General features: G+C 70.9%; 22 protein-coding genes. 15 read left to right on the top strand and 7 right to left on the bottom strand.

Annotated features, from left to right (window positions below):
* Positions 1-56 precede the first annotated feature (56 nt).
* Complete coding sequence (locus tag OG588_RS03005) at positions 57-560, top strand: VOC family protein (RefSeq protein ID WP_405945895.1); 504 nt, start codon at positions 57-59, stop codon at positions 558-560.
* A 27-nt stretch (positions 561-587) separates the two neighbouring features.
* On the opposite strand, the gene OG588_RS03000 is transcribed toward OG588_RS03005, so the two are convergent.
* The gene (locus OG588_RS03000; protein ID WP_405945894.1) at positions 588-1346 is read right to left on the bottom strand and encodes an ABC transporter ATP-binding protein; all 759 of its coding nucleotides are present in this window, start codon (positions 1344-1346) and stop codon (positions 588-590) included.
* A gap of 155 nt (positions 1347-1501) precedes the next feature.
* Here OG588_RS03000 and OG588_RS02995 point away from each other — a divergent pair, with 155 nt between their 5' ends.
* The 9 genes from OG588_RS02995 (at position 1502) to OG588_RS02955 (ending at position 12106) form a co-directional block, all read left to right on the top strand.
* The gene (locus OG588_RS02995; RefSeq protein WP_405945893.1) at positions 1502-2536 is read left to right on the top strand and encodes an ABC transporter substrate-binding protein; all 1035 of its coding nucleotides are present in this window, start codon (positions 1502-1504) and stop codon (positions 2534-2536) included.
* 5 nt (positions 2537-2541) lie between these two features.
* The gene (locus OG588_RS02990) at positions 2542-3342 is read left to right on the top strand and encodes a class I SAM-dependent methyltransferase (RefSeq protein WP_405953042.1); all 801 of its coding nucleotides are present in this window, start codon (positions 2542-2544) and stop codon (positions 3340-3342) included.
* A complete protein-coding gene (locus OG588_RS02985) occupies positions 3339-4097 on the top strand; it encodes an ABC transporter permease (protein WP_405945892.1) in 759 nt (252 codons plus the stop codon). The genes OG588_RS02990 and OG588_RS02985 overlap by 4 nt, the downstream gene beginning before the upstream one ends.
* Before the next feature lie 184 nt (positions 4098-4281).
* Positions 4282-5865, top strand: a complete 1584-nt coding sequence (locus tag OG588_RS02980; RefSeq protein WP_405945891.1) for an ABC transporter substrate-binding protein — start codon at positions 4282-4284, stop codon at positions 5863-5865.
* A 2-nt stretch (positions 5866-5867) separates the two neighbouring features.
* Entirely contained in the window at positions 5868-6824 is a 957-nt protein-coding gene (locus tag OG588_RS02975) for an ABC transporter permease (RefSeq protein WP_329352469.1), read from the top strand.
* Positions 6821-7708: an ABC transporter permease gene (locus OG588_RS02970; RefSeq protein ID WP_405945890.1), complete on the top strand. Its 888-nt coding sequence runs from the start codon at positions 6821-6823 to the stop codon at positions 7706-7708. The genes OG588_RS02975 and OG588_RS02970 overlap by 4 nt, the downstream gene beginning before the upstream one ends.
* On the top strand, positions 7708-9438 hold the full coding sequence (locus OG588_RS02965; protein ID WP_405945889.1) for a dipeptide ABC transporter ATP-binding protein: 1731 nt from the start codon (positions 7708-7710) through the stop codon (positions 9436-9438). The genes OG588_RS02970 and OG588_RS02965 overlap by 1 nt, the downstream gene beginning before the upstream one ends.
* Complete coding sequence (locus OG588_RS02960) at positions 9435-11441, top strand: CocE/NonD family hydrolase (RefSeq protein ID WP_405945888.1); 2007 nt, start codon at positions 9435-9437, stop codon at positions 11439-11441. The genes OG588_RS02965 and OG588_RS02960 overlap by 4 nt, the downstream gene beginning before the upstream one ends.
* On the top strand, positions 11408-12106 hold the full coding sequence (locus OG588_RS02955) for a TetR/AcrR family transcriptional regulator (protein WP_019057105.1): 699 nt from the start codon (positions 11408-11410) through the stop codon (positions 12104-12106). The genes OG588_RS02960 and OG588_RS02955 overlap by 34 nt, the downstream gene beginning before the upstream one ends.
* Here the strand turns inward: OG588_RS02955 and OG588_RS02950 are convergent.
* The 3 genes from OG588_RS02950 to OG588_RS02940 form a co-directional block, all read right to left on the bottom strand.
* Entirely contained in the window at positions 12063-12977 is a 915-nt protein-coding gene (locus tag OG588_RS02950) for an SGNH/GDSL hydrolase family protein (RefSeq protein ID WP_405945887.1), read from the bottom strand. The genes OG588_RS02955 and OG588_RS02950 overlap by 44 nt on opposite strands.
* A 78-nt stretch (positions 12978-13055) precedes the next feature.
* Positions 13056-14720: an ATP-binding protein gene (locus tag OG588_RS02945; RefSeq protein ID WP_405945886.1), complete on the bottom strand. Its 1665-nt coding sequence runs from the start codon at positions 14718-14720 to the stop codon at positions 13056-13058.
* Positions 14721-14728: 8 nt separating this feature from the next.
* A complete protein-coding gene (locus OG588_RS02940) occupies positions 14729-15403 on the bottom strand; it encodes a response regulator transcription factor (protein ID WP_405945885.1) in 675 nt (224 codons plus the stop codon).
* Positions 15404-15635: 232 nt separating this feature from the next.
* Between OG588_RS02940 and OG588_RS02935 the strand changes: the two genes are divergently transcribed.
* Positions 15636-16064 carry an STAS domain-containing protein gene (locus OG588_RS02935; protein WP_405945884.1) on the top strand — a complete coding sequence of 143 codons (429 nt, stop codon included), beginning with the start codon at positions 15636-15638 and terminating at the stop codon, positions 16062-16064.
* 80 nt (positions 16065-16144) lie between these two features.
* Here the strand turns inward: OG588_RS02935 and OG588_RS02930 are convergent, their stop codons facing one another.
* Positions 16145-17155, bottom strand: coding sequence for a zinc-binding alcohol dehydrogenase family protein (locus OG588_RS02930; protein WP_405953041.1), 1011 nt, complete (start codon positions 17153-17155; stop codon positions 16145-16147).
* 123 nt (positions 17156-17278) lie between these two features.
* On the opposite strand from OG588_RS02930, the gene OG588_RS02925 reads away from it, so the two are divergent.
* Entirely contained in the window at positions 17279-18073 is a 795-nt protein-coding gene (locus OG588_RS02925) for a VOC family protein (protein ID WP_366094692.1), read from the top strand.
* 16 nt (positions 18074-18089) lie between these two features.
* On the opposite strand, the gene OG588_RS02920 is transcribed toward OG588_RS02925, so the two are convergent.
* Entirely contained in the window at positions 18090-18704 is a 615-nt protein-coding gene (locus OG588_RS02920; RefSeq protein WP_405945883.1) for a TetR/AcrR family transcriptional regulator, read from the bottom strand.
* Between the two features lie 57 nt (positions 18705-18761).
* Here OG588_RS02920 and OG588_RS02915 point away from each other — a divergent pair, with 57 nt between their 5' ends.
* Positions 18762-19232: a nuclear transport factor 2 family protein gene (locus OG588_RS02915; RefSeq protein ID WP_405945882.1), complete on the top strand. Its 471-nt coding sequence runs from the start codon at positions 18762-18764 to the stop codon at positions 19230-19232.
* A gap of 13 nt (positions 19233-19245) precedes the next feature.
* Here OG588_RS02915 and OG588_RS02910 read toward each other — a convergent pair whose 3' ends face one another.
* Positions 19246-20460, bottom strand: a complete 1215-nt coding sequence (locus OG588_RS02910) for a low temperature requirement protein A (protein WP_405945881.1) — start codon at positions 20458-20460, stop codon at positions 19246-19248.
* A gap of 161 nt (positions 20461-20621) precedes the next feature.
* Between OG588_RS02910 and OG588_RS02905 the strand changes: the two genes are divergently transcribed.
* Together OG588_RS02905 and OG588_RS02900 are read left to right on the top strand one after the other, a co-directional pair.
* A complete protein-coding gene (locus OG588_RS02905; RefSeq protein ID WP_405945880.1) occupies positions 20622-21317 on the top strand; it encodes a ribonuclease H in 696 nt (231 codons plus the stop codon).
* A 127-nt stretch (positions 21318-21444) separates the two neighbouring features.
* Positions 21445-22656, top strand: coding sequence for an FAD-dependent monooxygenase (locus tag OG588_RS02900; RefSeq protein WP_405945879.1), 1212 nt, complete (start codon positions 21445-21447; stop codon positions 22654-22656).
* The last annotated feature ends 48 nt before the right edge of the window (positions 22657-22704 follow it).

The following is a 22704-nucleotide window of genomic DNA, read 5'->3' as shown; positions in this document are numbered from 1 at the left end:
GTTTCGCGGCTCGCCCCAGTCGATACAGATGACCGTGTTCGATGCCCCCGGAGCCCATGGAGGAGCTCATGACCACCGACGCACCCGCCGACGGATTCACCACGTGCCTCTGGTTCGACGGCCAGGCCGAGGAAGCCGCCCACCACTACGTGTCGATCTTCAAGAACTCCAGCATCGGCCGCGTCAGCCACTACGGCGAGGGCGCCCCGCAGCCGGCGGGCTCGGTGCTCACCGTGGAGTTCACGGCCTTCGGCCAGAAGTTCGTCGGGCTGAACGGCGGCCCGGAGTTCAAGTTCACCGAGGCGGTCTCCTTCCAGATCCCGTGCGAGAACCAGGAGGACATCGACTACTACTGGACCAAGCTCACCGACGGCGGCGAGCCCGGCCCGTGCGGCTGGCTCAAGGACAGGTTCGGCGTGTCCTGGCAGGTCGTCCCCACCCGGCTCATCGAGATGATCACCGACCCGGACCCGGCGAAGGTCGCCCGCGCCACCGAGTCCTTCATGGCGATGGGCAAGTTCGACCTCGCCGCGCTGGAGAAGGCCTTCGCGGGGGAGTGACGGCCAGACCGGACGGGGTGGCCGGGATCAGCTCTCGCTGTCGAGCAGCAGCGCGTGCAACTCGGCCGCCCGGCGGGCCAGTTGCTCCGCCTGGCCGGCCTCGGCGCGGGTGCGCGGCCGGGGCAGCGTGATGTCGAGGACCGTACGGATCCGGCCGGGCCGGGGAGTGAGGACGACCACCCGATCGGCGAGCATGACCGCCTCGTCCACGGAGTGGGTGACGAGGACGACGGTGGACGGATGCTCGCGGTGCGTCCGCTGCAACTCGGCGCACAACTCGTCCCGGGTGAGCGCGTCGAGCGCGGAGAACGGCTCGTCCATCAGCAGTACCCGGGGCCGCTGCATGAGCGACCGGCACAGCGCCACCCGCTGCTGCATCCCGCCGGACAGCTCGTGCGGCAGGCGGCGCTGGAAGCCGTCCAGGCCCATCGTCTCGATCAGTCGCAGCGCCAGTTTCCGTGCGCCGTCGCTCCGCTCGCCGGAGATCTCCGCAGGCAGCAGCACATTGTCCAGCACCGACCGCCACGGCAGCAGCGCCGGGCGCTGGAAGAGGACGGCGCAGTCGCGGCGCGGCCCGGTGACGGCACGGCCACCCATCAGCACCTCGCCCCGCGTCGGCGGTACGAGCCCGGCGATCAGCCGCAGCAGCGTCGACTTCCCGCAACCGGAACGCCCGACGACCGCCACGAACTCACCGTCGTCCGCCTCCAGATCGATGCCGTGAAGCGCTTCGACGGAACCCCGTCGATGCGCGAACTCCTTGGACACGCCCCGTAGTTGGATCACGCGTCGACTCCCGTCGGCCGCCGTGCGCGGAGTACCGAAAATCGCTCTGCTGGATTGTGACATGCGCGCGTACGCTTTCTCGGATCGCGACCCCGGCGATAACGCCCCACCAAGTGCCGCCGTCCCCCCACCCATTCCCCCTCCGGGGAGGTCGCATGATCCGCTCGTACCGTACGACCGCGGTGTTCTGCGCGACGCTCACGCTACTGGCCGCCGCGGCCTGTGACTCCAACTCGTCCCCGAAGAGCACAAGTTCGGCCAAGGACCACGTCACCTACGTCACCGCGTTCGGTGCGGCGGGACGGGACGCCTTCGCCTGGGTGGCCGAGCAGAAGGGCTATTTCCGGGATGCCGGAATCGACGTACAGATCGAACTCGGAAAGGCCACCGGCGAGAACCTCAAGACCCTCGCCTCCGGAAAAGCGCAGTTCACGAGTCTGGACTTCACGGGCGCGATGATTTCCGCGGGCGCCAAGAACTCCACGGCCTACCGCGACTTCCGCGCCGTGCTCGCCATCCACCAGCGGACCCTCGTCTCCATCATGGCGATGCAGGGCTCGGGCATCACCACCCCGAAGGACCTCAAGGGCAAGCGGATCGCGGCCGCCGCCAACTCCGTGAACCAGCTGCTCTTCCCCGGCTACGCCAAGCTCGCCGGTATCGACTCGACCGGAATCCACTGGATCGCCGTCCAGCCCGTCCAGTTGGGCCCGGCGCTCGCCAGCGGGAAGGCCGACGCGCTCAGTACGTTCCTGATCGGTCGGCCCACCATCGAGAAGGCCACCGTGCAGGCCAGGTCGAAGCATGTCGTCGTGTTCCCCTACAGCACCTACCTGCCCGACCTGTACGGCAACGCGACCGTCACCACGGCCTCCATCGCCGCGAAGCAGCCGGACCTGGTCAAGCGCTTCCGCGCCGCCCTGCTCAAGGGGCTGAAGTACACGATCCAACACCCCGACGAGGCCGGGAAGTTGCTGCACGCCAAGCACCCGGAGACGGACGCCACCGCCGCGGCCTCCGAGATCAAGCTGATGACACCGTCCGTGACCGCCGAGGGCACGGAGAACATCGGCCTGATCACCCAGGACCGGATGCAACGCGCCCTCACCAGCCTCCAGAACGCCGGGGTCATCGAGCCCGGGATGACACCGCAGGACGTCGTCGACTTCGCCGCCATGAAGACGAGTTGACGGCCGTGGAGACCCCGCTCTCGTACGTCTTCGACAACGACCACCCGGAGGCCGCCGACCGGCACGGCCAACTCCCCGCGATCCTCGACGAGTTCACGATCTCGCGGCTGTCGTCCCTGGGCGATCTGACCGGCCTGCGCTGTCTGGAGACCGGGGCCGGCGGCGGCAGCATCGCCGCGTGGCTCGCCCGCGCGGCGGGACCCACGGGGCGGGTGCTGGCCACCGACGTCAACACCCGTCATCTGCCGCCGAGTCCGCCGTACGACGTGCTGGTGCACGACCTGGAGAACGACCCCGTGCCGGACGGGCCGTGGGACGTGATCCACGCCCGGCTGGTGCTGCTGCATCTGCCCGGGCGGGAGGCCGTGCTCCGGAGGCTTGCGGCAGCGCTCGCCCCCGGTGGCGCGCTGGTGGTGGAGGACTTCGAGACGACTTTCCGCAAACTGGTGCTGGCGGCCCCCAGCCCGCAGGCCGCCCAACTGGTTGACCGCTACCACGAGTTGCTCGTCGAACGCGTCCTGCCCGCCCACGGCAACGACCCCACCTGGGCGGGCCGCGCGCCCGCCGCCATGCTGGAGGCGGGCCTGACCGACGTGGACACCGCGATCCACTCCCGGTCCTGGCCGGGCGGCACCGCGGGCGCGCTGCTGATCGGCGCGAACATCGCGCAGGCGCGGGAGGACTTCCTGGCGGCCGGCATGACCGAGGCTCAGCTGGACGAGCTGAGCCGGCTGGTCACCGACCCCCGGCTCGTGCTGCGCGGCCACTTCACCTACTCGACCATCGGCCGCAGGCCCTCCGCGTGAGACGCGTCCTCGCGGCGGGACCGCCGGTCCTGGCGGCGGTGTGCGCCCTTGCCGGGTGGTGGCTGATCACCGTCGCCTTCGACATCCGGCCATTCCTGCTGCCCTCGCCGGCCGACGTCGTCGACGCCTTCGACCGGCTGCCCGGCTATCTGCTCCGGCAGAGCTGGCAGACGTTCACCGAGACGGCCGTCGGCTTCGGGCTGGCGGTGGGCGCGGGACTGGCGACCGCCGTGCTGCTCACCGCGTCCCGTGGCGTGGAGCGCGCGGTCATGCCGCTCCTGGTCGCCGTCAACGCCGTACCCAAGATCGCGGTGGCACCGCTCCTCGTGGTCTGGCTCGGCTTCGGGACGGCCCCCAAGGTGTTCATGGTGGCGCTGCTCGCCTGGTTCCCCGTGGTCGTCTCGACGATGGCCGGGCTGACCTCGGTTCCGCTGGAGCTGACCGAGCTGGCGCACTCGCTCACCGCGTCCCGCTGGCAGACCTATCGCAAACTCCGCATCCCCTGGGCCCTGCCCCAGGTCTTCACCGGCCTGCGGCTCGGCGTCACCCTGGCCGTCGTCGGCGCGGTCGTCGGCGAGTTCGCGGGCGGCGACCAGGGCCTCGGCTACGTCATCGTGGCCTCCGGCGGCAACGCCGACACCCCGCTCGCCTTCGCCGCCATGGCCCTGCTCAGTGCCATGAGCGTGCTGCTCTTCTACGTCGTCGTCCTCGCGGAGCGGGCGCTGCTGCCCTGGGCCCGCGAGACCACCGGCTGACCGAGCGTCCTCGCGGGGGACGCGGCCCCTGCGCGCCTTCTCCGGGTAACCAGTGCGTTTCGGACGTTAATTTCCGCCGCCAAAGGGTTGGCGGGAAACCATCCCCTGGTTATCGTTCACCAACTTCACTCAATCGTTCCGCTGAACGAATAGCTGAACGAATAGCGACAAGGACGGTCGGTACATGTCCGACATCCACCACCCGGGCCGCCGGTCGGTGCTCGCCGCGGGCGTCGCCTCGGCCGCCGCGCTCGGCGGGTCCTGGCTGCTGACCGGCTGCAGTGGGGCGGAGGCCGCCCCCGTCCTGCCGGCCGCCGCCGCGAAGGGCGCCCCCGACCGCGGCGGCACCCTGCGCATCGCCCGGCCGCCCGCCTCCGACGCCGAGACCCTCGACCCGGCCAGCTCGCTGTCCGCATACGAGTACCTGGGCGCCCTCTACAACCGGCTCGTCCGCGTCGCCGCGAACGGTGAGCTGGCCCCCGACCTCGCCGAGTCCTGGGAGACCGACGCCAAGGCCCGCACCTGGACCTTCCGCCTCCGCAAGGGTGTCGCCTTCCACAACGGCCGCGCCTTCACCTCCGCCGACGCGGCCTACACGCTGCGTCACATCCTCGACAAGGCGACGGCGTCCCCGCAGGCCGCGGTGCTCGCCCCGCTGATCGACCCGGAGAAGCTGGGCACGCCCGACGCCCACACCCTCGTCGTGCCGCTGAAGAGCCCGAACGCCGAGTTCCCGAGCCTGCTGACGCACTACAACTGCTACGTCATCCCCGACGGCAGCGCGAAGTCCATCGGCCGCACCGGCATCGGCACCGGCCCCTTCAAGCTGGAGTCGTTCGCACCGGCGGGCCCCGGCCGCGTCACCGCGTACAAGGACCACTTCGCGGGCCGCCCCGTCCTCGACGCGATCGCCTTCTACTCGGTCGCCGACATGTCGGCCCGCTCAAATGCCCTGCTGGCAGGGCAGGTTGACCTGCTCTCGCAGACCAACCTCGACTTCGCGACCGCCCGCGTGGTCGCCGCCTCCGACCGCGCCACCATCGCCCGCGTGAAGAACGCCCAGTGGTACGTCCTCCCGATGCTCACCACCGAGAAGCCCTTCACCGACGTCCGCGTCCGCCAGGCGATGAAGCTCGCCTACGACCCCGAGCACGTCGTCAAGGTCGCCCTCCAGGGCGCGGGCACCCCAGGCTGGGACAACCCCGTACCGCCGAGCGACCCCGCGTACATCTCCGCGCACCCCAAGCACGACCCGGAGAAGGCGAAGTACCTGCTGAAACAGGCGGGCCACGAGGGCCTGGCGATGGACCTCTACACCTCCTCCTACGACCCGCTGTTCACGCCGATGGCACTCGCCTACCAGGACTCGGCCAAGCGCGCCGGGATCCGGATCAAGGTCAAGACGGCCTCCGCGGACTCGTACTACACGCAGATCTGGATGAAGAAGCCGCTGATGGCCACCTACTGGTTCACCGGCCGGCCCGTCGACCAGCTCTTCACCCAGATCTTCCGCAGCGGCTCCTCCTACAACGAGACCGCCTGGTCCGACAAGACCTTCGACGCGGTGCTCGACAAGGCCCGTGCCGAGATCGACGACACCAAACGGCGCGAACTCTACGGCGAGGCACAGACGTTGGTGATCGAGAGAGGCGGGGCGATGACCCCGATGTTCGCCGACCGGCTCGTCGGCATCTCCCGCAAGGTACGCGGATACGCCGAGCACGGCTTCGAGTTCGACTACCTCAACATCGGCCTGAAGGGAGCCTGACCATGCTCTCCTTCATAACCCGCCGTATCGCGGCGGCAGTTGGCACCCTCTTCCTCTCCTCCATCCTCGTCTTCCTCGCCGTCCAGGCGCTGCCCGGCGACGTCGCCACCCAGATCCTCGGCAAGGACGCCACCCCGGACGCCGTGGCGGCCCTGCGCGAGAAGCTGAAGCTGGACCGGCCGGCCTGGGAGCGGTACTGGGACTGGGTGTGGGGCGCCCTGCACGGCGACTTCGGCACCTCCCTCGTCTCCGGCAAGGCCGTCGGCGGTGAAGTGTCCATGTACCTCGGCAACTCCGCGCTGATCGCCGTCGTCACGGTCCTCTTCGCGGTCACCGGCTCGATCGTCCTCGGCATCCTCGCGGGCCTCTACCGCGACCGCTGGCCCGACCACGTCATCTCCACCGTCAGCCTCGTCGGCATGAGCGTCCCCGAGTTCGTCGTGGCCACCGTGCTCGTCCTGTGCTTCTCGGTCGCCCTCCCGTGGTTCCCCGCGGTCGTCCTCTACGGCCCCGACGCCACCGTCTCCCAACTCCTGCCCGCCGTATGGCTTCCCGCCCTCGCGCTCGCCGTGGTGATGGCCGCGTACATCGTCCGCATGGCCCGCACCTCGGTCATCGACGTGATGGCCACCGAGTACGTCACCACCGCCCGCCTCAAGGGCCTCTCCACCTGGCGGGTCGTCACCCGACACGCCCTGCCCAGCGCCCTGTTGCCCACCCTGCACGTCATCGCGCTCAACGTCGCCTGGCTGGTCGGCGGGGTCGCGGTGGTCGAGAACGTCTTCAACTACCCGGGCATCGGCAAGCTGATGCTCTCCTCGGTACAGAACCGCGACCTGCCCACCATCCAGGCCATCGCCCTCATCAGCGCGGTCGTCTACGTCGTCTGCAACCTCGCGGCCGACCTGGCCACCATGGCCCTGAACCCCAGGCTCCGCACCCGAGGGAGGACCCGATGACCACGCTCGACACCGTCCCGCCGACGACCGTACGAGGCGCCCGCACCGCCCGCGCCTGGCGCACCCTGACCAGCTCCCGCACCGCCGTCATCGGCCTCGCGATCGTCGCCGTGCACGTCCTGATCGCCCTGCTCGCCCCCCTCCTCACCTCCTACGACCCCATCGCCAACGACGCCGACCACGCCCTCCTCGGGTCGAGTTGGAGCCACTGGGCCGGCACCGACCAGTACGGCCGGGACGTCCTCACCCGCGTCCTCTACGGCGGCCGGTACGCGCTCGGCATCTCCGTCACCGCGACGCTGATCACCGTCGCGCTCGGCACGGTCATCGGCTGCGCCGCAGCACTGCGCGGCGGCTGGTTCGACGACGTACTGGGCCGGGTCCTGGACGCGATCCTGTCCATCCCCGCCGTCCTGGCCCTGCTCGTCGTCGTGACCGCCCTCGGCACCGGCCCCGCGGTCATCGTCCTCGCTGTCGCGATCGTCTACGTCCCGCAGGTCGTCCGTGTCGTCCGCGGCGCCGCCCTCGCGGTCGTCCCCGCCGACTACGTGACCGCGGCCCGCGCCCGAGGTGAGAGCACCTGGTCGATCCTGCGCCGGGAGATCCTGCCGAACATCACCGACGTGGTGTGCGTGGAGTTCGCGATGCGGGCCTCCTGGGTCGTGCTGCTGATCTCCTCGCTGTCCTTCCTCGGCTTCGGCGCCGACCCGCCAACTCCCGACTGGGGCCTGATGGTTGCCGAGAACCGCACCGCCATCACCGTCGTCCCGATGGCCAGCATCGCCCCCATCATCGCCCTGGCCACCCTCGTGGTCGGGCTCAACCTCGCGGCCGACGGCCTGTCCAAGGCGTGGGGCGTCGACCGGATCAGGGAGGGCTCCTGATGGCCTCGATCGTGTCCGTCAACTCGCTGTCCGTGGCCTACCGTTCGGGCGGCCAGGACGTCCACGTCGTGCACGAGGTGTCGCTGGACGTCGCCGAGGGGCAGACCCACGCCCTCGTCGGTGAGTCCGGCAGCGGCAAGTCGACCATCGCCGCGACCCTGCTCGGCCATCTGCGACACGGCTCGCGGATCACCGGAGGCTCGGTCCAGGTGGCCGGCGCCGACGTATTCGCCCTGCCCGCAAGGGAGTTGCGACTGCTGCGCGGCGGAACGGTCGCCATGGTCGGCCAGAGCGCCGGCCACGCCCTCACCCCCTCCATGCGCATCGGACGGCAGATCGCGGAGGCGGGCGGTGACGTCCCCGTCGTCGACCTCCTCGAGCAGGTCCGGCTGCCGCGCCCGGCGGAGTTGGCCCGCCGCTACCCGCACGAGCTGTCCGGCGGCCAGCAGCAGCGCGTCGCCATCGCCATGGCCATCGCGGCCCGCCCCAAGGTCCTCGTCCTCGACGAGCCGACCACCGGCCTGGACGTCATCACCCAGCGCAGCGTCCTTGACCTGATCGCCGCCCTGAGCGACGAACTCGGCCTCGCCGCCGTCCTGGTGAGCCACGACCTCGGCGTCGTCGCACACATGGCCGACGAGGTGACCGTCCTGCGGTCCGGGCGCGTGGTGGAGTCGGCGCCCACCAGGCAGCTGTTCGCCCAGCCCCAAGACCCGTACACCAAGCGCCTGTTGGCGAGCGTGCCGCGCCTCGACGACATCGGGCTCGCGGTCGTCGGCGAGGCGGGGGAGCGGGAGGTCAGGCCCAGGGCAGAGGTCCCCGCGGACGCCCCCGTGGCCGTGTCCGCACAGGACATCACCATCGACTACGGCAGCACCCGCGCCGTGCACGGCGTCTCCTTCGACGTCCGGCGCGGCGAAGTCCTCGCCCTCGTCGGCGAGTCGGGCAGCGGCAAGTCCACCCTCGCGTGGAGCCTGGCCGGTCTGCGCACCCCGTCCGGCGGCACCATGAAACACGCGGACGGCGACCTGGCCCGGCCGGCACAGCAGCGACCGCTGTCCCTGCGCCGCCGGGTCCAGCTCGTCTTCCAGAACGCCGACACCTCGCTCAACCCCCGCCGCTCCGTGGGCGACGCGGTCCGCCACCCCCTGCGCTTCTTCGGCACGGCGGCCGACCGCCCGGAGGCGACCGAGCGGGCACGCCAGCTCATCGCCGACGTACGCCTCGACCCGGCCCTCGCCGACCGCCTGCCCGCACAGCTCTCCGGCGGCCAGCGCCAACGCATAGGCATCGCACGGGCGTTGGCGGGCGAGCCGGACGTCCTGATCGCCGACGAGATCACCACCGCCCTGGATGTATCGGTCCAGGCCGACGTGCTCCGACTCCTCGACGACCTGCGCCGCGAGCGCGACCTGGCCTGCCTGTTCATCAGCCACGACCTGGCCGTCGTACGGGGCATCGCGGACCGGGTCGTCGTCCTGCGGCACGGAGTCGTCGTCGAGGAGGGCCCGACGGAGACCGTCTTCGCCGACCCTCAACACCCCTACACCCGCCAGCTCATGGCCGCCGCCCTCGAACCCGACCCCGACGCGCAGCCCTACGCCGACGACACCGCCGACTGGGCCGACGCGGCGGACGGCGACGACATCTGGACCGAGCACGGCACCGACGGCCACCGCGTCCGGCGCTGGCGCCCCCTCAACGCCCCCGTGGCAGAAGGAGCTTTGTGAAGTACCGCGAACAGTTCGAGCGCCAGGTCGTCCGCGAGGACGTCTGGATCCCCACCCGGGACGGAAGGACCCGGCTGCACGCCCGCATCTGGCGGCCGGTCGACGCCGAGTCGGACCCGGTGCCCGCGCTGCTCGAATACCTCCCGTACCGCAAGAGCGACTGGACCGCGCCCCGCGACGCCCAGCGTCATCCCTGGTACGCCGGACACGGTTACGCCTCCGTCCGCGTCGACATCCGGGGCCACGGCGACAGCGAGGGCCTGCCCGGCGACGAGTACGACGCGCAGGAACTCGCCGACGGCGTCGACGTCGTCAACTGGCTTGCCGCGCAAGCCTGGTGCACCGGCAAGGTCGGTATGTTCGGCATCTCCTGGGGCGGCTTCAACTCCCTCCAGATCGCCGCCCTCGCCCCCGAACCGCTCAAGGCGATCGTCACCGTCTGCTCGACCGACGACCGGTACGACAACGACGTCCACTACACGGGCGGCGCCGTCCTCGGCATCGACATGCTCGCCTGGGCGGGCACCATGCTCGCCTTCGCCTCCCGGCCGCCGGACCCGGTGAGCGTCGGTGCGGACCGCTGGGTGCCGATGTGGCGCGAGCGCCTCGACGCCCTCGAACCCTTCCTGCACACCTGGCTCGACCACCAACAGCGCGACGCCTACTGGAAGCACGGCAGCGTCTGCGAGGACTACACCGCCATCGACGCGGCCGTCCTCGCGGTCGGCGGCTGGAACGACCCGTACCGGGACGCCGTGCTGCGGCTCGTCGAGCACCTGCCCGAGGACCGCGTCCGGGGCATCGTCGGCCCCTGGTCGCACCAGTACCCCGACCGCGGCCTGCCGCCCGGCCCGGCGATCGGCTTCCTCCAGGAGACCCTGCGCTGGTGGGACCAGCACCTCAAGGGCATCGACACGGGAGCCATGGACGAGCCCCTGCTGCGGGCCTGGATCACCGACCCGGTCCCGCCGGCGACGTCGTACGACGTGCTGCCCGGCCGTTGGGTGGGTGACGCCAAATGGCCGAGCCAGCAGGTCAGTTGGGACTCACGTCCCCTCGGTGCGAGTGCGGAACCCGTCCTCGTACGCTCCCCGCAGCACACCGGCCTCGACGCCGGTCGCTTCTTCCCCTTCGGCAATGCGAGCGACCTGCCGCCGGACCAGCGCGAGGAGGACGGCCGTTCGGTCTGCTTCGACTCCGAACCGCTCACCGAACGCGTCGAGATCCTCGGCCGCCCGCGCGTCCGGCTCCGCCTCGACAGCAGCACCCCGCGCGCCCACGTCATCGCCCGCCTGTGCGACGTGGCGCCGGACGGCTCGTCCACGCTCGTCACGCGCGGCGTGCTCAACCTGCTGAGCAGGCACGGCCGTGACCGGGCCGTCGAGTGGACACCGGGGACGTACGAGGACGTCGAGTTCGAGCTGACCGGCATCGGCTACGCCGTCCCGCCCGGCCACCGCATCCGCCTCGCCGTCTCCGACGCGTACTGGCCGTGGGTCTGGCCGCACGGCGAGCGCGGCGAGTTGCGGATCGTCCCGGCCGAGAGCGCCGTAGAACTGCCCGTGCGGGAAGCCGGGGACGAGCCGCCGATCCGTTTCGAGGAGCCCGAGCAGGCGATGCCGCTCGACGTGACCTACGACCGGCCCGCCGAGCCGACCCCCGAGCGGCTTGTCACACACGATGTCGCCAAGGGGGAGTGGACGCTGGAGGTCGACCCCAACTACGGGGGATCGCGGACGTATCCGGACGGGCTGCGTTACGAGGAGAGCGCGCGGGAGACGTACCGCATCCGGGGCGACGACCCGCTGTCCGCGAACGCCGTGTCGGAGTGGCGGATCCGGTTGCGCCGCGGGGACGACTACGACGCTGAGATCATGGCGCGGACGGAGCTGTGCGCCACGGCCGCGGACTTCGTCATGGACAGTCGCGTCGAAGCACGGGCGAACGGAGAGACAGTGGCCGAGCGAGCATGGCACCGCACCACCCCGAGGACGTCGGGATGACGGCCGCCAAGCAGCCGGCCGCGAAGTCCCCGCGTCGCGCCGTCGCCGCCGCCGACCGCACCCGGCAGCCCACCGAGGTGCGCCGCCGGCTCATCGTCGAGGCGGCCGTCCCGTTGATAGCGGAACGCGGTTACGCCGCGGTCGGCGTCCGGGACGTGGCGGCGGCGGCCGGGGTCTCCGTCGGCACCGTCACCTACCACTTCGGCAGCGTGCAGGAGATCCTCTCCGAGGCGATGGTTCTCCATATCGAGCGCTACTACGCCGAGTTGAGCGAGGCGGCCGAGCAGGCGACGAGCGGGGCCGAGGCGCTACGGCTGCTCGTCGACGCGCTGTTCACCGAGGACACCGACCGGCACTGGCGGATGTGGTTCGACTACTGGAACGCGGGCGAGCAGGGCACGGACGCGGCCTTCAGCGGCGGCCAGGCCCATCGCTACGAGACCTGGCACCAGCAGATCCGCGCACTGGCCCAACGGGGCGTCACCGACGGCGAGTTCGACGCCGATGACCTCGACGGCTTCACGGTCCGCTTCGCCGCCCTCGCCGACGGCCTCGCCCTCCAACGGCTGCGCCAGGCACCGCCGTTGAGCACCCAGGACGCCCGCCGGCACCTCAATCGGCTCATCGAGACGGAGTTGGGGTCTGAGCGCCGATCACCCGAGTGATCTCGCGAGCGATCCGCAGGATGCCGGGGGAGGGGACCGGACACGGCTTGGGCGTCGAGGTTGTCGGCGCCAGGCAGAAGTGCAGGTAGTCCGAGTCGAGGTGCAGGGCGGTGCGGCCGTTGGCCGGCTGGGTGCAGTAGTCGGGGTGGGCGCGTTCGTAGGCGGTGCAGGGGAGGTACTGGGTCCAGGTGTACCGGGTTCCGGCCGGGCTCACGGTCTTCCCGGCGTCGGCGACGAGGTCGCCGGTGGACCTGGCCGCCGACTCGTAGAGCCCGTTCACGGCCCGGACGCGCTCGGGGGTGATCGGGTCGGGCCCCTGCAACACCCAGACGATCGTGGGCCGTTGGGCGCCCCCGGCGGTCGCGATCTGCGCGGTGAGCTTCTTGACGTCGGCCTTGTACCGCGCGAAGTACGCCTCCCGGTCGGCGGCGTAGGTGATCCCGTCCATGCAGGGCGTGTAGCCCCACGCGTTGCCCCAGAACTGGAGCACAACGAAGTCCGGGTGCAGTGAACGCACCAGCGCGGGTGCCTTGTCCGCGTCCGGGACCAGCGAGCCTTCCTTGGTGCCCTCCAGGTAGTCGCACGGTGTGGTCCCCGAGTACGGGGCGCTCGTGTACGTCGCGTCCAACTGGCCGCGTAATTCACGCCCGAGGACGTTCTGGCTCTCCATGGCGAGGGAGTCCCCGAGGTACAGAACCCGGGGCGCGGACTTCACCACCGGAGCACTGCTCGGCGAGACCGGCGCCTGTCGTTGGGTGGTGGTCGGCACGGACGGGGTGGGTGGCGCGACCTCGGGCCCGGACGCCGGGTCCGTGCACGCGCCGAGCAGCACCGCGGCCAGCACCACACCCACGATCCACGGCTTCCGCATACGGCAACTCCCGTCCCCGGCACCGGAAAACGGCCCGCTCAGGCAAGCACAGCCGGACGGAAGGCGGAAGACGCCCGACTACTCGGAACTCTCCAGAAACTCCAGCAGATCGGTCAGCGGGAGCGGCTTGGTGAGATGGGCGTCGAAGCCGGCCGCCCGGGACAGCGAGCGGTCGGTGCCCTGGCTGAAGCCGGAGACCGCGATCAGGCGCGGCCGGGTGCCGTGCGGGCGGGCGCGGACCGTACGGGCCACCGTGTAGCCGTCGGTGTCGGGCAGGCCCAGGTCGCACAGGACCACGTCGAAGACGTCGGACTCGGTCGCGGTGAGCGCGTCCGCGCCGGTGTGCACGGCGGTGACGTGGTGACCTTGGCGCTCCAGGAGGGTGCGGTAGGTCGCGGCCAGGTCGGTGTTGTCCTCGACGATCAGGATGGCCAGTTGGCGCCGGGGGCGAGACAGCGCGGACGGCCGTAGCGGCTCCGGAGCATCCTCGTCCGCCCGCGGCAGGAGGACTGTGAACGTTGCTCCCTTGCCGGGGCCTTCGCTCCGCGCGCTGATCCGGCCGCCGTGCAGGTCGACCACCGTGCGGGCGACCGCGAGCCCCAGGCCGAGGCCCTCGGGTGTGTTGGGGCCCGCCGGGGCCGCGCGGGTGAACACCCCGAACAGGTCCTCGGCCTGGGCGGGTTCGAAACCGATGCCGTCGTCCTGGACCGTGAGCCGGGCCTGGCCCTCGTCGATCGCGAGGCGGACCTCCGTACGCCCGCCGGGCGGGGTGTACTTGAGCGCGTTGGACAGCAGGTTCGTCAGCACCTGCGCCAGCCGCAGCCGGTCCCCGTCGACCACAACGGGCTTGTCCGGCACGGTGACTTGGAGTATGCGCTCCTCGTGTCCGAAGAGGCTCCGGATATCGGCGCACGCCGCCTCGGCCACGGACCGCACGTCTACCCGTTCGGGCACCAGTTCCAGACGTCCGGTCAACGCCCTTGTCCCGTCCAGGAGATCGTTGCTCATGCGGACCAGCGTGCCCAACTGCCGTTCCAGGACGGACAGTGCGGGACGGCCGGACTCCGGCAGGTCGAGCGCGAGCAACTCCACGGCCGCGGTGGCGGCGGCGAGCGGGTTGCGCAGCTCGTGCGAGAGCGTGGCGATGAACCGGTCCTTGGCCCGCTGATCCTCCCGCAACTGCCGCCCCGCAGCGTTGAGTTCGGCGTTGGCGCGGCTCAGCTGGTCGTTGACCTCTCGGATCTCCCGGGCCCGGACGAACAGGTCGATCTCCATGCCCTCCGCCCGCATCTGCGCCTCGGCTGCGGCGCGTTCCTGCTCCCGGCCGACCCGGCGCAGATGCACGAAGTCGGTGACGTCCTCGACCCGGTGGATGATGTGCGTGACGCGTCCTTCGGCGTCCAGGACGGGGGAGTTGACGGGACTCCAGTACCGCTCGTCGAAGGTGCCCGCCTCGCCGCCGGGGATGTCGTAGCGCTGCAGTGCCATCGTGTCCTTGCGGCCCGTCACCACCACCGACTCCAGTGAGCGGCGCAGATTGGCGACGCCGTCGGCCGAGGGGTCGTCCGGGTTGTCGGGGAAGACGTCGAAGATCCGCTGCCCGACAATCGTGCGTTCCGTACGGGTGGCGCCGAGGTACGCGCGGTTGACTTCGACGATGGTGAAGTCGGGACTGAGGATCAGGAGCGGGGAAAGCGACGCGTCGAAGAGCAGCCGGAAGTCCGGGGCGGCGAGGGGCGGCATGGCGACTCTCAGGGGTCGAGGCGGTAGCCGTAGCCGCGGACCGTGGTGATCCGGGGTGCGGGCGTGGGGAGTGCCGCGAGCTTGCCGCGCAGGCGGTACACGTGCTCGATCACGGTCGCGGGCTGCTGCCAGGAGGCACCCCAGATCCGTTCCAGCACCTGCTCCGTGGAGAACACCCGGCCGGGTGCCTCGCCGAGCATCTCCAACAGGGCGTACTCCTTGGGCCGTAGCGTCAGGAGGACGCCGTCGGCCGACGCCTGGCGGGCCGCCGTGTCGATCCGCAGCGAGCCGATCTGGAGGACGGCGGGGATCTCCGGCGGCTGCGATCTGCGCAGTACGGCCCGGATGCGGGCCACCAACTCCCGTTGGGAGAACGGCTTGACCAGGTAGTCGTCGGCGCCGATCTCCAGGCCTGCCACGCGGTCGGCCTCCGCGCCGCGCCCGGTGACCACGATGACCGGGAGGCGGCTCGTGGACCGCAGCGCCCGTAGCAGTTCCAGGCCGCTGCCGTCCGGGAGGCCCAGATCGAGGACGGCGAGATCGACGCGGCTCTCGTGGAGGACGGACTTGCCGGCGCGGGCATCCATGGCCCAGGTGACGGTGAATCCCTCGCGTTCCAGATATGAACGGCACATCAGTGCGAAATCGGGTTCGTCCTCGATCAGGGCGAGGTGCGGACGCATTCCGGATCACCTGGCCCAACTGCTGCCCGCTCGTTGTGTCGCTGATGAGCGGGCGTTGATGCCCCGACCATGTGGCGAAGGTAGAACAGTTGGTACCCACGGTTCAAGGGGGAGCCGCTCGGGGGGAGTTCCGGCGCGGGCTCGTGCGGTGCGGGGATGTCGAAGCCGCCGCACGGACCCGCGCCGGATCGCGCGCCCGCGGGCGAAAGGCACGGAACGGGGACGGAACACCTTGCACGAGAACAGCCTGTTGTCCGAGAACGGCCTGTTGCACGACACAAGCCTGGAGCCGGTGCCCACCCCGGCCTGGCCCGCACCCGGCGAACACGCCCTGCTGGGCGCGCGGGACGGCCTGCTGGTCGTCGATCTGCACGGCGACCTCGACCTCGCGACCGCCGGCCCGCTGCGCGAGTGGATGGACTCCGTCGTCGCCCTGCGCGCGCCCGCGTACGTCGTCGATCTGCGGCGCACCACGTTCATCGACTCCACCGGCCTCAACCTGGTCCTGCGCTTCCGCCGCCGGGTGCGGGAGTTCGAGGCGGGGTTCGCCTTGGTGTGCGCCCCGCGCACCGTGCGCCTGTTGCGGGCGCACGGCACGCTGGACGTCCTGGACCCGGTGCCCGGTCTCCCGGAAGCGGCCTCCATGATCGCCGGGCGCTGAGAGTCGGACCCGGTCGGCCGCGATCAGCAGGTACTGGAAACTGCCGTTGCGGTAGGCGTCCGGGAACCCCCGTGCGCCGCCTACCTGTTGAGGTCGTTCACCAGCACCGCGGCCCCGTCGAAGCGACCGGCCTTCAGATCCGTCAGCGCGTCCGCGGCCCGCGAGAGCGGATAGGTGTGGGTGGTCGCGCGCACGTCGTGCCGGGCGGCCAGATCGAGGAACTCCCGTGCGTCGGCACGGGTGTTGGAGGTGACGCTGCGCAACTCCCGCTCGTAGAACAGCTCGTGCTCGTAGTTCAGGGGCGGTGTGTCGCTGAGATGGATGCCCGCGACCGCGAGGACACCGCCCCGGTCGAGCGCCCGCAGGGCCACCGGCACGAGATCGCCGACCGGCGCGAACAGGATCGCGCTGTCGAGCGGTTCCGGGGGCGCCTCGTACGCGTCGCGTGCCGAGGTCGCCCCCAGCTCCAGCGCGAGCCGCTGCGCGGCGAGGCCCCGGGTCAGTACATGCACGGTGGCTCCCTCGGCGAGCGCCACCTGGGCGCACAGATGGGCGCTGCCCCCGAAGCCGTAGAGACCGAGCCGCCCGCCCGGCGGGAGTGCGGCCCGGCGCAGGGCGCGGTAGCCGATGATCCCGGCGCACAGCAGGGGCGCCAGGGCCACGTCGTCGAGGCCGGCGGGGAGTCGGTGGGCGAACGCGGCCGGAACGGTCGTGTACTCCGCGTAGCCGCCGTCCGCGTCCCAGCCGGTGTACTCGGAGCGCGGGCACAGATTCTCGGCCCCGCGCAGGCAGTACACGCACGTGCCGTCGGTGTGCCGCAGCCACGCGACGCCCACCCGGTCGCCGACCGCGAAGCCGGTCACCGCCGCCCCGAGCCCCGCCACCATGCCGACGACCTCGTGGCCCGGAGTCACCCCGGGCCGGTGCACCGGCAGATCCCCCTCGGTGACATGCAGATCGGTCCGGCACACCCCGCACGCGCGCACGTGCACGAGGAGTTCGTCATCCCCAGGTACGGGCACCGGCTTCTCCACGAGCTGGAGTGAGCCTCCCTCGACGGGCCCCGGCTCGGTCACGGCCCACGCGCGCATCGTCGTCGTATCCGCCATACGTCCAGTGTGGAACGGACCTCGGCGTTCGGCGCGCGCCCCGCTCCCCGGGTGACTAGCGTGAGAAACCGGACGACACCCCACCAATCGGAGAGGGCCGCAGCCATGGCCGTACAACCTGAGGGAACGCCCTGTTGGGCCGACGCGATGTTCAGCGACGTCGAGGGAGCGAAGAGCTTCTACGGCGACGTCCTCGGCTGGACCTTCGGCGACGCGTCGTCGGAGTACGGCAACTACACGCAGGCCTACGTCGACGGGAAGGCCGTGGCGGCCGTCGTACCGCCGATGCCCGGAGCGGAGGGGCAGTCGCAGTGGTGCCTCTACTTCGCGTCACCGGACGCGGCGGCCACGGCGGCGAAGGTCCGGGAGAACGGCGGGCAGGTGCTGATGGAGCCGATGCAGGTCGGCGACTTCGGCACGATGTGCCTGGCCAGTGAGCCCAGCGGCGCGGTCTTCGGGATCTGGCAAGGCGGCACCCACGAGGGCTTCGAGGCCTCGGGCGTGCCCGGCGCCTACGCCTGGGCCGAGGTGTTCACCCGTGAACCGGAGAAGGCGGACGGGTTCTTCCCGGCGGTCTTCTCGTACTCGGCACAGCAGGTGGAAGACGACAACGTCGACTTCCGCGTCTACAACCTCGGTGAGAACACGGTCCTGGGCCGGATGAAGATGGGCGAGGAGTTCCCGCCCGAGGTGCCGTCGTACGTCAACGTCTACTTCACCGTCGACAACTGCGACGACGCCATCGCCAAGGCCACCAAGCTCGGTGCCGTGCTGCGCTTCGGTCCCATGGACAGCCCCTTCGGACGGTTCGCGGCGCTGAGCGACCCGCAGGGCGCCTCGTTCTCGGTGATCGACATGACCACGACGCAGGGCGAGATGCCGTCGATGACGGACGTCTAGCCGAGCGGGCCGTTCGTCAACTGCCGTCGCCCGCCCACCAGGCGGGTGCGCAGGCGACGGCCGCGTCGACCATGTCGTCCTTCGTGACGGACGGGTCCTTCAGCCATGCCCTGATGGCTCCCGCGAAGCCGTGCGCCATGAACTGCGCGATCATCCGCCGGTTGGCCCCGGGCAGGCCTGGGTGGTCGCCGTCGGCCATGAAGGTCACGGCGTAGTCGCTGAAGTGGCGCACGAGCGCGTCGTAGACACCGCTGTCGGCGGGGTCGTCGAGGGCGTGCCGGTAGATCGGCAGGTACCGCTCGACGTGGTCGGCCACCTCCGCCGTGGACATCCGCAGCAGTTCGTGGGCCGAGTACCCGCCCTGTGCACGGTGTTCGGCCTCCCGGCGGTGGCCGCGCTCCAGGTCGTCGTGGAGCACCTGGATGAGCAGGTCCAGCGGGGAGTCGTAGCGGTTGTAGAACGTGGCGCGGGTGACTCCGGCGCGGTCGGCCAGCTCGCCGATGGTGATCTGTGAGACGGGCCGTCGGCCGGCCAGGTCGACGATCGCCTCCTCGAAGGCGCGGGTCGTGCGGGTGATGCGCGGATCGATCCGGTTGCTCAGTGGTCTGCCCTCCGGGGGTTGTCGTTGCACCCTGCCACGGCGAGTGATTTTATACATGTGTCAAATAGTGCGGCGAAAGGGAAAGCCATGGCCTCGCACACCGAGATCTCACCTCGGGAAGCCGCCGACCGACTCGCCATCCGCGAGTTGATCGACGCCTACGCGCACTGCGCCGACCGGCGGGACGCCAAGGGCCAGATGAGCCTGTTCACCGAGGACACCCGCTTCCTGGTGTTCATGGACGCCACCGCCGCCGAGCCGACACAGACCCTGCACGGGCGTGAGTCCCTGGCCCCGGTGTTCGACAACCTCAACGTCTACCGGGCGACCACGCACTTCAACGGCCAGAGCACCATTTCCCTGGACGGCGACGACCGGGCGACCGGCGAGAGCTACTGCCTGGCCCATCACATCGGGGTCGACGGATCCGGGCAGCGCACGCTGATGATCGCCTCCATCCGCTACCTCGACGAGTTCACCAAGCAGGGCGGCGACTGGTACTTCGCCGAACGTCGGCTGATGGTCGACTGGACCGAGACGCGGCCCTCGACGCCCTGACACCGGTGTGCGGTCATGTGGCCGGTTCTTCCTGGTAGTTGGCCACGCGGTTGGCCACGGCGACTCCCCAGGGGATGCCGAAGAGCAGGACGAGCGCCAGGCCGAGAACGAGCGGAGCCGGCCGCAGGGCGCCGACGCCCAGGCAGAGGACGGCCATGGCGACACAGGTGCGGGCCAGGGGGCGGTAGAGCCCGAGGTTCTCGTTCCAGTGGCGCAGGGACGCCGCGAGCACCATCGTCGCCCAGAGCACGACGGCCGCGCCCCCGCAGAGCACCCAGGCCGTGGCGGCAGGGGTCCGGCTGTCGTGGGCGTGCTCGACGAGGCCGACCATCGCGGCGCCCATGGCGGCCACCGCGGCCGTGATCGGCAGATGGACCATCATCCACCGCAGGGCGCACGCGCGCGTGGGCCTCGGCAGCCGGTGTCCCGCGAAGTCGAAGTAGGTCCACCACGCGCCGAATCCGACGACCACGGCGACGAGCCCGACGGTGAGGGTGAGCGCGTTGGTCGGCTCGTGGGCCAGTCCGTCGACCACCCCGGTCACGTTCTCGCCGAGCACGATGATGATGAACAGCCCGAACCGTTCGGTGAGCGCGGCGGTCACGCTGAGCGCCACCACCTCTTCCGGAATGGCTCGCGCGATGACGAACACGAACCCGACCAGGTAGACGACGGCCAGGACACCCCAGGTCAGCACGCGGGCGTCGGCGGGCAGCGCCGCGCTCGCCGCCAGCACGACCGCGCAGGCCGCCGTCCCCGCCACGTACAGCATGCTGGGGCGCCGGAACTCGGGCGTGTCACCGCGTGAGGCGAGCAGCCACAACAGCGCCAGGACCGCGAACAGCACCCCCGCGTCCACGGCGAACGCGGTCCCGTGCTCGGCGCCCGCATCCGGGATGAACGCGCCCAGCGGGACGAGCACGAGGATCTGCAGCAGGAACATGCTCCGGCCGCGCGCATCCTCGTGCCCGTGCAGTTCGTGGTGCAGGCTGCCGTTGAACCAGGCGATCCACACCAGCGCGAACACCGCGGCGAACAGGCCCAGTCCGTGCCAGTCGAGCTCCCCGGACAGATGGTGGGCGGCCTGCGCGACCAGCACGACCACGACGAGGTCGTAGAAGAGTTCCAGCGGCCCGACCACGCGCTCGCGCGGCTGCTCCCCATGGGGACGTGGCGGTCGCCACAAGTGGCGGCGCACCCGTGCCCATTGCTCTTGTCGCGTGGTCATGCGCGCAGCGTAGAGGGCCGGCGGAGGAGATCTTCGGATACGGTCCACGGCCGGGCCGCGTTCTCCCGGTCGAGGGGGAAGGGGTGACCGACGGAGCCTTGCCCTGTTCGCCGGGCGGGAGCTCGCCCGGGGTGTCGCGGAGCCCGTCGCGCGGTCATGGCATGATCGGGCGCATGCGTGAACGTGTGGTGGCCGCGTGCGACGGGGCTTCGAAAGGGAATCCCGGGCCGGCCGCCTGGGCGTGGGTCGTCTCGGACGACAAGGAGAGCCCGGCCCGCTGGGAGGCGGGACCGCTCGGCAAGGCCACCAACAACGTCGCCGAACTCACCGCGCTGGAGCGCCTGTTGACGGCGACCGCACCGGACGTACCGTTGGAGATCCGGATGGACTCGCAGTACGCCATGAAGGCGGTCACCACCTGGCTGCCGGGCTGGAAGCGCAACGGCTGGAAGACGTCGGGCGGAAAGCCCGTCGCCAACCAGGAGTTGGTCGTCCGTATCGACGAACTCCTCGGCGGCCGCTCGGTCGAGTTCCGTTACGTCCCCGCCCACCAGGTCGACGGCGACCCGCTGAACGACTTCGCCGACCGTGCGGCCAGCCAGGCGGCCATCGTCCAGGAGCCCGCAGGCAGCGACCTCGGCTCCCCGGAACCGCCCCCCTCGCCCGACACCCCGAAGAAGCCCGCCCGCGCGGGTGGCGCCAAGTCGCCCCGGAAGAGCGCGAGTTCGGCCTCCCGCACCATCAAGGCCAAGTTCCCCGGCCGCTGCCTGTGCGGTCGCGCATACGCGGCCGGCGAGCCCATCAGCAAGAACCCCAAGGGCTGGGGCCACCCGGAGTGCGCCACGGCCGAGGCGTAAGCCTCTCGCCTGACCGAGGCGTCCCATCGGCCTTGGAGTCCGGAGGCCGATGGGACTTCTTTGCGCCCTCGGGCTGCTACTCTGCGGTTCCAATTGACCACTTTGAGTAATCTCCAGGGGTGTGCGCGTGAAGGTCGCCTGTGTCGGAGGCGGGCCCGCCGGTCTGTATCTCTCGATCCTGCTGAAGCGTCAGGACCCGTCCCACGACATCACCGTCTACGAGCGCAACGCCGAGGGCTCGACCTACGGCTGGGGCGTGACGTACTGGCGTGGTCTGCTCGACCAACTCCGGGAGTACGACCCGGAGTCCGCGCAGGCCGTCGACGAGCACTCGGTGCGCTGGAGCGACGGCGTTGCCCGCATCCGGGATCTGACGACCACTCAACCCGGCGACGAGGGCCACGGCATCGGCCGCCACCGACTCCTCAAGATCCTCGCCGAACGGGCCCGAACTCTGGGCGTACGGCTGGAGTTCGAGTGCGAGGTGACGGCGGACGACCTCCCCGACGCCGATCTGATCGTGGCCGCCGACGGCGTCAACAGCGCGCTCCGCACCCGGCACGCCGACCACTTCGGCGCCGAACTCAAGCCCGGCCGCAACCAGTACATCTGGCTCGGCACCAGCAAGGTCTTCGGCTCCTTCACCTTCGCCTTCGTGGAGACCGACCACGGCTGGATCTGGTGCTACGGCTACGCGTTCGGCCCCGAGGGCAGCACCTGCGTCATCGAGTGCGCACCCGAGACCTGGACCGGACTCGGCCTCGACACCGCGGCCGAGGCCGACGGACTCGCCCTGCTGGAGAAGCTCTTCGCAGACCTCCTCGACGGCCACTCCCTGATCGGCCGCGCCTCCGCCGACGGCAGCGCCCAGTGGCTCAACTTCCGTACCCTCACCAACCGCACCTGGCACCGCGACAACCTCGTCCTGCTCGGCGACGCCGCCCACACCACCCACTACTCCATCGGCGCCGGCACCACCCTCGCCCTGGAGGACGCCATCGCGCTGGCGAACGCCCTGCGCGACCACACCGAGCTGCCGCAGGCCCTCGCCGCCTACGAACAGCGGCGTAGGTCCGCCCTGTTGTCCATCCAGAGCGCGGCCCGCTACAGCGCCCAGTGGTACGAGAACCTCCAGCGTTACATCCACCTGCCCCCGCACCGCATGTTCGCCCTGCTCGGCCAGCGCCACTCACCCCTGCTGCCCTACGTCCCGCCGCAGGTGTACTACGGCCTCGACAAGGCGGCCGGACGGCTGGAGGCGCTGCGCCGGTTCAAGCGCTGGCTCGGTCCCAAGGTCGCGCGGACCGTGCACGCGCGGGCGCTCGCCTCCCGCAAGTAGGGCACCCTCCGGGAGCGATTCGGCTTCCGCGAGCGGCCTGGGAAGGTT

Origin of the sequence: Streptomyces prunicolor (assembly GCF_045162825.1) — a bacterium.
Lineage (GTDB): Bacteria > Actinomycetota > Actinomycetes > Streptomycetales > Streptomycetaceae > Streptomyces > Streptomyces prunicolor.
This window is presented reverse-complemented; position numbering and strand designations above follow the sequence as displayed.

Bases quoted from the DNA above. Each gene is read 5' to 3' on its own strand.
- OG588_RS02965 (WP_405945889.1), top strand. From the start codon at position 7,708: ATGGCCTCGATCGTGTCCGTCAACTCGCTGTCCGTGGCCTACCGTTCG.
- OG588_RS02940 (WP_405945885.1), bottom strand. From the start codon at position 15,403: ATGCGTCCGCACCTCGCCCTGATCGAGGACGAACCCGATTTCGCACTG.
- OG588_RS02955 (WP_019057105.1), top strand. From the start codon at position 11,408: ATGGCACCGCACCACCCCGAGGACGTCGGGATGACGGCCGCCAAGCAG.
- OG588_RS02995 (WP_405945893.1), top strand. From the start codon at position 1,502: ATGATCCGCTCGTACCGTACGACCGCGGTGTTCTGCGCGACGCTCACG.
- OG588_RS02950 (WP_405945887.1), bottom strand. From the start codon at position 12,977: ATGCGGAAGCCGTGGATCGTGGGTGTGGTGCTGGCCGCGGTGCTGCTC.
- OG588_RS02925 (WP_366094692.1), top strand. From the start codon at position 17,279: ATGGCCGTACAACCTGAGGGAACGCCCTGTTGGGCCGACGCGATGTTC.
- OG588_RS02905 (WP_405945880.1), top strand. From the start codon at position 20,622: ATGATCGGGCGCATGCGTGAACGTGTGGTGGCCGCGTGCGACGGGGCT.
- OG588_RS02975 (WP_329352469.1), top strand. From the start codon at position 5,868: ATGCTCTCCTTCATAACCCGCCGTATCGCGGCGGCAGTTGGCACCCTC.
- OG588_RS02970 (WP_405945890.1), top strand. From the start codon at position 6,821: ATGACCACGCTCGACACCGTCCCGCCGACGACCGTACGAGGCGCCCGC.
- OG588_RS03005 (WP_405945895.1), top strand. From the start codon at position 57: ATGGAGGAGCTCATGACCACCGACGCACCCGCCGACGGATTCACCACG.
- OG588_RS02945 (WP_405945886.1), bottom strand. From the start codon at position 14,720: ATGCCGCCCCTCGCCGCCCCGGACTTCCGGCTGCTCTTCGACGCGTCG.
- OG588_RS02930 (WP_405953041.1), bottom strand. From the start codon at position 17,155: ATGCGCGCGTGGGCCGTGACCGAGCCGGGGCCCGTCGAGGGAGGCTCA.
- OG588_RS02915 (WP_405945882.1), top strand. From the start codon at position 18,762: ATGGCCTCGCACACCGAGATCTCACCTCGGGAAGCCGCCGACCGACTC.
- OG588_RS02910 (WP_405945881.1), bottom strand. From the start codon at position 20,460: ATGACCACGCGACAAGAGCAATGGGCACGGGTGCGCCGCCACTTGTGG.
- OG588_RS02980 (WP_405945891.1), top strand. From the start codon at position 4,282: ATGTCCGACATCCACCACCCGGGCCGCCGGTCGGTGCTCGCCGCGGGC.